General features: G+C 71.5%; 7 protein-coding genes. All 7 read left to right on the top strand.

Annotated elements, in window-relative coordinates:
- On the top strand, positions 1-352 hold a 352-nt coding region (locus WBA97_RS11090; protein WP_424230658.1), incomplete at its 5' end, for a hypothetical protein.
- On the top strand, positions 349-1,308 hold the full coding sequence (locus WBA97_RS11085) for a hypothetical protein (RefSeq protein WP_424230657.1): 960 nt from the start codon (positions 349-351) through the stop codon (positions 1,306-1,308). The genes WBA97_RS11090 and WBA97_RS11085, both read left to right, overlap by 4 nt.
- A gap of 117 nt (positions 1,309-1,425) precedes the next feature.
- The gene (locus WBA97_RS11080; protein ID WP_424230656.1) at positions 1,426-1,923 is read left to right on the top strand and encodes a hypothetical protein; all 498 of its coding nucleotides are present in this window, start codon (positions 1,426-1,428) and stop codon (positions 1,921-1,923) included.
- Complete coding sequence (locus WBA97_RS11075) at positions 1,923-3,290, top strand: hypothetical protein (protein ID WP_424230655.1); 1,368 nt, start codon at positions 1,923-1,925, stop codon at positions 3,288-3,290. The genes WBA97_RS11080 and WBA97_RS11075 overlap by 1 nt, the downstream gene beginning before the upstream one ends.
- Positions 3,287-4,636: a VWA domain-containing protein gene (locus WBA97_RS11070; RefSeq protein ID WP_424230654.1), complete on the top strand. Its 1,350-nt coding sequence runs from the start codon at positions 3,287-3,289 to the stop codon at positions 4,634-4,636. Before WBA97_RS11075 ends, WBA97_RS11070 begins: the two co-directional genes overlap by 4 nt.
- Before the next feature lie 21 nt (positions 4,637-4,657).
- On the top strand, positions 4,658-5,770 hold the full coding sequence (locus WBA97_RS11065; RefSeq protein ID WP_424230653.1) for an AAA family ATPase: 1,113 nt from the start codon (positions 4,658-4,660) through the stop codon (positions 5,768-5,770).
- Positions 5,771-5,930: 160 nt separating this feature from the next.
- Positions 5,931-8,693 (top strand): DUF5682 family protein, encoded by a 2,763-nt coding sequence (locus tag WBA97_RS11060; RefSeq protein ID WP_424230652.1) that lies wholly within the window; start codon positions 5,931-5,933, stop codon positions 8,691-8,693.
- Positions 8,694-8,939 lie beyond the last annotated feature (246 nt).

The raw sequence follows: 8,939 nt of genomic DNA, 5'->3' as shown, positions 1-8,939 counted from the left end.
GGCCGCCGCCGTCGAGGAGGAGCGGGCGTTGCGGGCGGAGAGCGCGTCGGCGATGGCGGCCATCGGCGACCTCGGCGCCCGCGTGCTGTCCGCCGAGGAGGCAGGCGATCCAGCCGAGCCGGTCGTGGCCGAGCGGCACGCCACCGCCCGCCTGCTCTACGACCAGGCGTACACCTCGGTGGCGATGGTGGCGGTCCGCCAGGTCGCCGAGGAGGGCCTCGCGCTGCTGACCGAACCGGAACCCGAGCCGGCGGACCGGGTCGAGCGCAAGCCGCGCAAGACGGGACGGAAGAAGGCCAGGGCGGCCCGCCGGGAGACCGGGTCACGCGTGGTCTGGAAGAAGGCCCGATGAGCGCGCGGGACAAGCGGTGGCTGGGCGTCCCGCGCTGGCTGTACGGCGCGGTGGCGCTCGGTGTGGTGGCCTGCTTCCTCGTGTTCGGTGCGTCCTCGCCACCCCCGCCGGTGTCCGCGCAGGCGCGGAAGGTCGTCGAGGGGCTGCGCACGACGTCGGTGTACGAGGAGCCGGGCGGCCCGGGCATCGTCGACGCGCGGCGCTCCCGCGAGCTGATCGGGGACCGGGCCATCGTGCTGGTGCTGCTCGCCAGGCCGCTCGTCGACGACACGACCTACCGGACCGACCCGCGTGCCGAGCGGTGCGCCGAGATCGCCGGCCTGGTCGCCACGTCCGTCGTCATCCTCTACGCGTTCGACGACGACGGCGAGTACGACGCGGAGTACTGCGTCGGCCCGGAGTTCGCCAACCCGGCCAACCCGGTCGACCAGGAGGACTACGTGTCGGGGGTGGTCGGCGGGGTCAACCTCGGCACCCACTTCCGGGTCACCGACACCGACCGGTTCGCCGAGGTCGAGGAGTACGTCTACACCTTCGACCAGTACACGATGCGGGACAGCCCGAACGGGGTGCCACGTCGTGGCGTGGTCGTGCCGCCGCCGCCCACCCCGGACGCGCTGCAGGCGCGGCAGGTCGCTCTCGCGCTCGGCGGCATCCTCGCGGGCACGGTCGCGCTGTTCGTGCTGCTGCGCGCGGCGGGCGCGTTCGCGGGTGGCAGGCGGACCAGGGCGGCCGCGTCGCGGACCAGGACCGAGGAGATCGGCACGCGGCTCAACCGACTCGCGGACACCGTCCTGCACCCGGTGCGGCCGGCGAACGCGCGGGCCGCGCGCCGCCAGGCCGACCTCGCCGAACGGTACGTGCTGCTGCTGCGTGACGTGGAGTCGGCGCGGACCGCGGCCGAGCTGACCGAGGTCGAAGGCGAGCTGTCGGAGCTGGAGCAGGCCGCCCGCTGAAGGTCGTGAGCAGCGACTTCGGTCGACGTGATCAAAATTGTCGGTGGTCGCCGATACGTTTCCGCCGAGCTTCGCGCAGCAGCGCGGCAGCCAGGGTGGCACGAGGGAGATGGTGCGTTGTCCGATTGGGAGAAGTCCAGCACGGCGCGGGTGTTACCGCCCGCGCGCCCACGCAAGCTCGCGAAGGTCCCGTTCGTCGAGCTGGCCGACGGGCGCCTGCAGGGCGTGGTGTCGAGCGGCTCGGACATCGGGCGGGTCTATGTCTCCTCGGTCGAGGCGGGTAGTTACACGTTCGCCTGCAGCACCAACAACAACCGGCCGTGTGGCGGTGCGCGGGGCATGTTCTGCAACCACATCCTGGCCATGATCAACGAGGCGGTGCTTCAGTACGGCGCCGCGCGGGTCGCGCGCTACCTGAAGGTGGAGCCCGAGGAGCTCACCGGACAGGACATCGCCGGGGAGATGAGCCGAGGGCGGCCCACTCAGGGCGACAGCGGCGCGGCGGCGACCGTGTTCAGCCAGTTCCTGCGCCACCTCGCCTATCTTGAGCTGGCGCCGACCACCGTGCCGCTGCCCGAGATGCAGTGGTTCCCGCCGACCAGGGCGGTGGTGTGATGCGGGCCGACCTGCTCGACGAGACCATCGCGGGGCTCGACGAGGCCATGGCGGCGGTCGATGCCACTGACCAGGCACTCGTCGGCGGACTGCTGCGTCCGCAACCCGCCCAGGCCACGGCGCTGACCGAACTCGCGGACGCCGTCGCCGGTACCCCGCTGGCGGACCGGGTCGCCGAAGCGGTCGAGAAGGTCGCGGCGGGGGCCGCGAGCGAGGACCACTTCGTCGCCATCGCCGCCGCCCGCACCGCGCTGCTCGGGTCCGTCCACGACGCGTTGATGACGCGTGTCGCGGAGGCCACCGGGCGGCCCCACAGCGACGAGCTCACCCCGGCGGCACAAGTAGGCCAGTCGCCGAACCTCCTTGCCGCCGCCCGTTCCTGGCTGTCCGACCTCGTGCGCGCCGGGTGGCGCGGCATCGACCACGACCTGGTGTCGGGGTCGGCGCAGGTCGTCTCCGCGATGCTGCCCGACCCGGCGCTGCGCCGCCTCGCCGCGCTCATCGACGGGTTCGCCGCCGAACTGGCCGCGTCCTGTCCCGGTGCGGCGCTCGACCGCGTCCCCGCACGTCGCTGGGGCGACCTGTGGTCACGAGCGATGATCCTGACGCTGGGCGGCGCGGTCCCACGGGGCACGGCCACCGGCCGGCTCCTCCCGCTCGGCGTGGATCTGCACGAGCACGCGACCGCGGCGCAGGCGCAGGTACACGCGGTGTTCGAACCGGCGGACGGCGGCGCGCCCCGCCTCGTGCGGGCCAGCGTGTCCGTGCCGAAGCCGGACACCGTGCTTGGCGCGGGCATCTGGCAGCTGCTGCGGCCGCACATGTCGTTGCTCGCGGCCGTCAGCGAGGGCCGCTCGATGACGCTCGACGCCATGCCGATCACCGAGGAGGGCGACCTGATCTGGGCCGACGAGCACGCCAGGACCGGCGAACCGGCCGACCCCTTCGTCACCGCACGCGTGGCACTGCCCACCGCCACCACAGCGCCGATCGCGCCGCTCGACCGCCATCCCGCCCGGATCGCCGTGCCGGTCCTGCTGGATGGCTACACCGCGGACGAGGACACGTTCACCGTCGCAGGGCACCGGCTGCCCGTCGACACCGACCGCATCCCGGCCGCCGGGCCGCTGACCCCCGAGGCGGTCGCCGCGTCGGCCGCCTGCATCGGCCTGCTCCGCTGGGACGACGGGACCTTCGTCGTCCAGCCGCTCGCCGTCGAGACCGTCGTCAAGAAGAAGGCGGTCGCGGTGCACGCGGGGGCGTGGGCCGGTGGCACGGCCGACAAGCTGGGGGTCAAGGCGGAGAAGGCCGCCACCGACGCGGTGACGGTGCTGCGTGAGCGGGCGGGGAGGTTGCTGCGCAAATGACTTCCCACGACAACCGTCGCCAGGTCCTGTACTGGCGGCTGCTCGCGCGGCTCTTCGACCACGAGGAGCAGGCGACGCTGGAGTCCGCGAGCCTCGCCGTCGTCGACGACATCGGCCTGCCGCCCGCGCTGCTGGACCCGCACGCGTCCGTCGACGCGATCGTGCAGCGCCACCCGGACCTGGCCGCCGAGTTGGACGGCCTCATGGTCCCCGGCCCCGGCACGGAACGGGATGGTGCCGCCGAGGTGCGGCGCGCTGCACTGGCGTCGAAAGTCCTGCTCAACGTCTTCGCCACCGGCTCCGGCAACGTCACCGCCGGGCAGCTGTCCCAGTGGCAGTCCGACGCGGGCTGGCTGGAGCGCGCGCTCGGCTGTCAGCCGGGGGACCTGCGCGGCCGGTCCGGTCGGGGGGCGAGTGGAGGCGCACCGACACCGGACCTCAGCACGCTGGTTCCTGGGATCGGCCCGGAACTGGGTGACCTCGAGGCCGACCTCGTCAAGCGGATGCGGCTGCGCGAGGTTCTCGCCAACCCCGCGCTGGCCGCACAGCTGACGCCGAGCATGTCGCTGATCGAGCAGTTGCTGCGTGACAAGGACAATCTCTCCGGGGTGGCGCTGGCCAACGCCAAGTCCCTGATCCGCCGGTTCGTCGACGAGGTCGCCGCGGTGCTGCGCACCCAGGTGGAGAAGGCGACGGTCGGCGCGGTGGACCGCTCGGTGCCGCCCAAGCGGGTGTTCCGCAACCTCGACCTCGACCGCACGATCTGGAAGAACCTCGTCAACTGGAGCCCGGAGGACGAACGGCTCTACGTCGACCGCCTGTACTACCGGCAGACCGCACGCAAGACAACGCCACAGCGGCTGATCGCGGTCGTCGACCAGTCGGGGTCGATGGTCGACTCGATGGTCAACTGCGCGATCCTCGCGTCGATCTTCGCGGGGCTGCCGAAGGTGGATGTCCATCTGATCGCCTACGACACCCAGGCGCTTGACCTGACGCCGTGGGTCCACGACCCGTTCGAGACGTTGCTGCGCACCAACCTCGGCGGCGGCAACGACGGCATGGTCGCCATGGGGCTGACCCAGCCGAAGATCGCCGAACCACGCAACACCGTGGTGGTGTGGATCTCGGACTTCTACGAGACCAGGGTCGAGCAGCTGTTCGAGGCGATGGCGGCGATCCACCGCTCCGGCGCGAAGTTCATCCCGGTCGGCTCGGTCACCAGCGGCGGCCGAGGCAGCGTCAACCCGTGGTTCCGGGAACGCTTCAAGGACCTCGGCACACCGGTGATCTCCGGCCACATCACCAAGCTCGTCCACGAGCTCAAGACCTTCCTGACCTCCTGACCCCGAGAAAGGCCCTGCTGAATGTCCGACCTGTTGCGCGCCCCCGCCGAGCTCAAGTACGCCGAGGAGCTGGACTGGCTGGAGTCGGTCGACGACGGCCCCAAGCCGTTCGCCTGGCGCCTTTCCCCGAAGATGGTCCGCCTGTTCGTCCTCGGCGCCGAGCGCGCGGACGGGCTCGACCGCGAGATCTCACAGAAGTGGTTCGGCGACCGGAGCATCGTCGAGCGGGCCATCGTCACGCTCGCGTCGGACCGCGGCCTGCTGCTGATCGGTGACCCCGGCACCGGCAAGAGCTGGCTGGCCGAACTGCTGGCCGCCGCGATCTCCCGGAACTCGACGCTCGTCGTGCAGGGCACGGCGGGCACCACCGAGGACCACATCAAGTACTCGTGGAACGTGTCGATGGTGATCGCGAAGGGGCAGTCGCGGGAGTCGATGATCCCGTCGCCGATCATGACCGCGATGGGGCAGGGCTCCATCGGCCGCTTCGAGGAGCTGACCCGCTCCACCAGTGACGTGCAGGACGCGCTGATCTCGATCCTGTCGGAGAAGTACATCTCGGTGCCGGAGCTCGACAGCGACAACATCGTCTTCGCCAAGCCCGGCTTCTCGATCATCGCCACCGCCAACAGCCGCGACCGGGGCGTCAACGACCTGTCCTCCGCACTGAAGCGCCGCTTCAACTTCGTGCGTATCCCGGTGGTGACGAACAAGAAGAGCGAGGCGGAGATCGTCCGCTTCCGTACCGAGGAACTGCTGCGCCGCCACCAGATCGAGCTGGACGTGCCGCCGACCCTGCTGGACGTGCTGCTGCGCAGCTTCGCCGACCTGCGTGCGTCCTCGGCCGCCGCGGGCAGCGACGACGAGAAGCTGGAGTCCGCGCTGTCCACCGCGGAGCAGATCGGCGTGCTGGAGGATGCGATCCTGCACAGCAACTTCTTCGGGCAGCAGGCGTTGACCGCCCGCGCCCTCGCGTCCTCGCTCGTCGGGTCGCTGGCCCGGCGCGCACCGGAGGACCTCGCGATCATGAACAAGTACCTGCACGGCGTCATCGAGCCGCGCAGCAACGACGAGGGCGGCGACTGGCCGGAGTTCCTCGAGGGTGGCCGCGACACGATCGCCACCCTGTCGTGACCGGAGCTTGCGGGGCGGGCAGGGCACACACCCGCGCCCCCGCGCATGAATGGGACTTTCGTACGGGTTCAAGGAGCTTTCGCACGAATTCCGGGAGCGAGATGGGCGGATCGTTCGTTGCCATGTGGAGAGCGTCGGGCGGGGCGGGCGAGGGGTCGTCATGAGTGAGTTCGAGGCGCTGCGCTCGCAGCTCTCCGCCGCCGCGGCGGCCTTCGCCGACGGACCCGGTGCACTGGAGGGGATCCTGCTCGGCATCGTCGACGACGTCGACCGTGCCGTGGCCGAGCCCCTCGAGATCTTCCCGGTCTGCCACCATTCGCCCGCGTCGGCCATCGCGATGGCCCGGCGGCTGCGGGAGAAGCAGCCGAAGGTGGTCTACCTGGAGCTGTGCGAGGACATGGCCCCGCTGCTGACGGAGCTGCGCAACTGCAGGCTCCCCGTGGCGGTGCAGGCGTTCGCGACCGAGGTCGACGGCTTCCCCGCCGAGTGGGCGCCGCTGTCGGTGGTCGCGCCGATCACCGAGGCGTCGGCCGAGTACCAGGTGATCTCCTACGCGCTGGACACGCCCGGCGTGGAGCTGGTCCTCGTCGACCGGTCCTCCGACCACGTCTTCCAGTGGGACAGGCCGCAGGAACCGCCCGCCGAACCGGACGCGGTCCCGCCCGAGGAGGAGGCCGCGCTGCACGGCGACGCGGTCGGCGTGGAGATCGGCGACCTGCGGCCGAGGTTCGCCGAGCTGGAGGAGCACCTGCTGCGCCACGGCAAGGTGCGGCACTGGTCGGAGTGGTGGCACCAGTACGTCGAGCTGCCACTCGGCGACAGCGACCACGACACCTACCGGCAGGTGATGCTGTTGATCGGCAGCCTGTTCCGGCGCCTCGCGCCAGGGGACCCGCACCGGGTGCGGGTGGACGAGGACCGCGAGCGGTACATGTGGACGCGGATGCGCGAGCACCTGGCCACCACCGGCACCGACGCCGCCGACTGCCTCTACGTGTGCGGCGCGTTCCACGCGTCGAGCCGGGTCGCCGAGTTCGGTGTGCACGGCACCGGCACGTTCGAGATCAGCCCGCGCACGGCGAGCAAGTGGCAGCACGGCCTCATCCCGTCCAGCCACGCGGCGATCGAGGCCCAGTTCGGCCTGGCCGCCGGATCGGTGTCGATCGCGGCGACGGAGTGGGCGAAGAACCTCAAGCGCACCAAGGTGACGCCCTTCCGGCTCGCCGGTCAGGCCGGTGGCACCAAGAAGAAGAAAGCCGCCGCGCTCCCCGCGCCCGCGCCAGAACTCGTCCCGTCGGACCACCTGACTGGCTTCCTGCGGCGGCCGCCCGTGCTCGACAGCCTCGACGAGGCCGAGCTGCTCGGCTGGTCGGTGGAGGTCGTGCGCGCCGCGCGCCGCAACGGCTACCTGTCCTCGACCGCCGATGCCATCGCGGTGTTCGAGACGTCGATCCTGTTGGCGGGCATGCGGGACCGGGCCAAGCCGACGCCGTACGACTTCCAGGACGCCGCGGTCACGTGCATCGAGAAGGACACCGTGCCTGGCCGCCGGGACGTGCGCCGCATCGTCGAGATCATGATGGGTGGCGACCGGATCGGCCAGGTCGGCTACGACGCGCTGCCGCCGCTGGCCCGCGACGTGCACGACCGGCTCGCGCCGCTGGAGCTCAACCTGGCCCAGCGCGGGGTGCGGCGGGCGTTGCTCGACATCGTGTCGAACCCCGCCCTGGAGTCGTGCTCCGACCTGCTGTGGATGCTGCGGTACCTGATGCCGCACGGCGCGGCGCGGCCGATCATGGGGGAGCGGCGGCTCGGCGAACGGCCGATCCAGGAGTCGTGGGACCTGGCGCTCGGCACCCACCAGCGAGCGCTCATCGAATTGGGCTACGAGGGCGTCAGCATCGAGCAGGTGCTGGAGCAGCGCCTGCGGCGCACCGCGTTCGGCCACCGGGCGACCACGGCGGCCGTGCTGAAGTCCGTCGAGGACGCGACGCTGTACCTGCGCAGCCACCGGCTCGCGGGTGAGCTGGGCACGCGTGCGCTGGAGGTGCTGGCGACCGAACGCAGCGTCGACGGCGCGCCGGACGTGCTGCGCCGCGTGCGGCGGCTGCTCGCGTTCTACCGGACCAGCGAGCCCGTGCTGCCGTCGTGGATCGAGTCGTTCGTCAAGACCGGCTACGCGCACTACTGCACCCTGCTGCCGACGGCGTTCACCGACGAGGACGCGAGCGTCGACCAGGTGGCGGCGATGCTGGGCTTCCTGTTCAGCATGGAAGGTCTCGCGCTGTCGCTTGGCTGCGACCGGACCCAGCTGGAGCTGGCGTTCGCGCAGTCGCATCCGGTCGAACCGGCGAAGGTGGCGCTGATGTGGGCGGCGCAGGTGCAGCTGGGGCAGCTGTCGCGCGCGGAGCTGCGCACCCGGTGCGACGAGCTGCTGGACAACCCGCTGGTGCTGCCCGCGTACCCGCGTTACCTGAGCGGGTTCGTGCACGCGCTGGAACCGGCGCCCGGCCTTGCCGACTTCGTGGTGGAGGCGGTGTCGAACGCGTTCGGCAGGCTGCCGGACCCGGTGCTGCTGCCGTGGCTGCCGACGCTGATCACCACGCTGAAGGCCGGTGGCGCCGACCTCGCCCCGCTGCTCATCCGCGAGGCGGGCCGGATCTTCCCCGGCAGGCTCCCTGCGCTGGACGAGTGGGTGCCGCCGTGGCTGGCCGGGGAACCCGCTCCCAGCGGGACACCACGGCCGCGTGGTCGCGGCGTCCCGCTGCTGGCCGCCCACCCCGCGACCTGCGACGCGGTGGCGAACCTGCTGGGCTGCGAAGGAACCTGGGAGGCGGGCGGCGCCGGTTCGCTGGGCGTGGCGCTGGTCGGCATCCACCCGGAAACCGCCGTGGCACTGGAGGAGTTGCTGACCCGCGCGTGACCCCGCCGGGAACCGGTCTGTCCACTGTGGTGGTAGCGGGGCCCGCAGGAAGGAAGGTGCGGGCCCCGCGGCTCAGGGGCATGCTGGGTGCCTCTGTGCGAGCTGATAGTGCACGCCGCGTGCAGTGGGAATGTTGTGGACGTGTTGTGACGGCTGAACACCGGGTTCTACGATGCACTCGTCGAGGAACGGACGAAACGGTCGCGTCCACCGGCAGGGGGCCTGACGTGGAGTTTCGCATCCTGG

Source organism: Actinophytocola sp. (genome assembly GCF_049647105.1).
Classification (GTDB): Bacteria; Actinomycetota; Actinomycetes; order Mycobacteriales; family Pseudonocardiaceae; genus Actinophytocola.
Note: the sequence above shows the minus strand (reverse complement) of the source record. Positions and strands in the feature narration are given on the sequence as shown.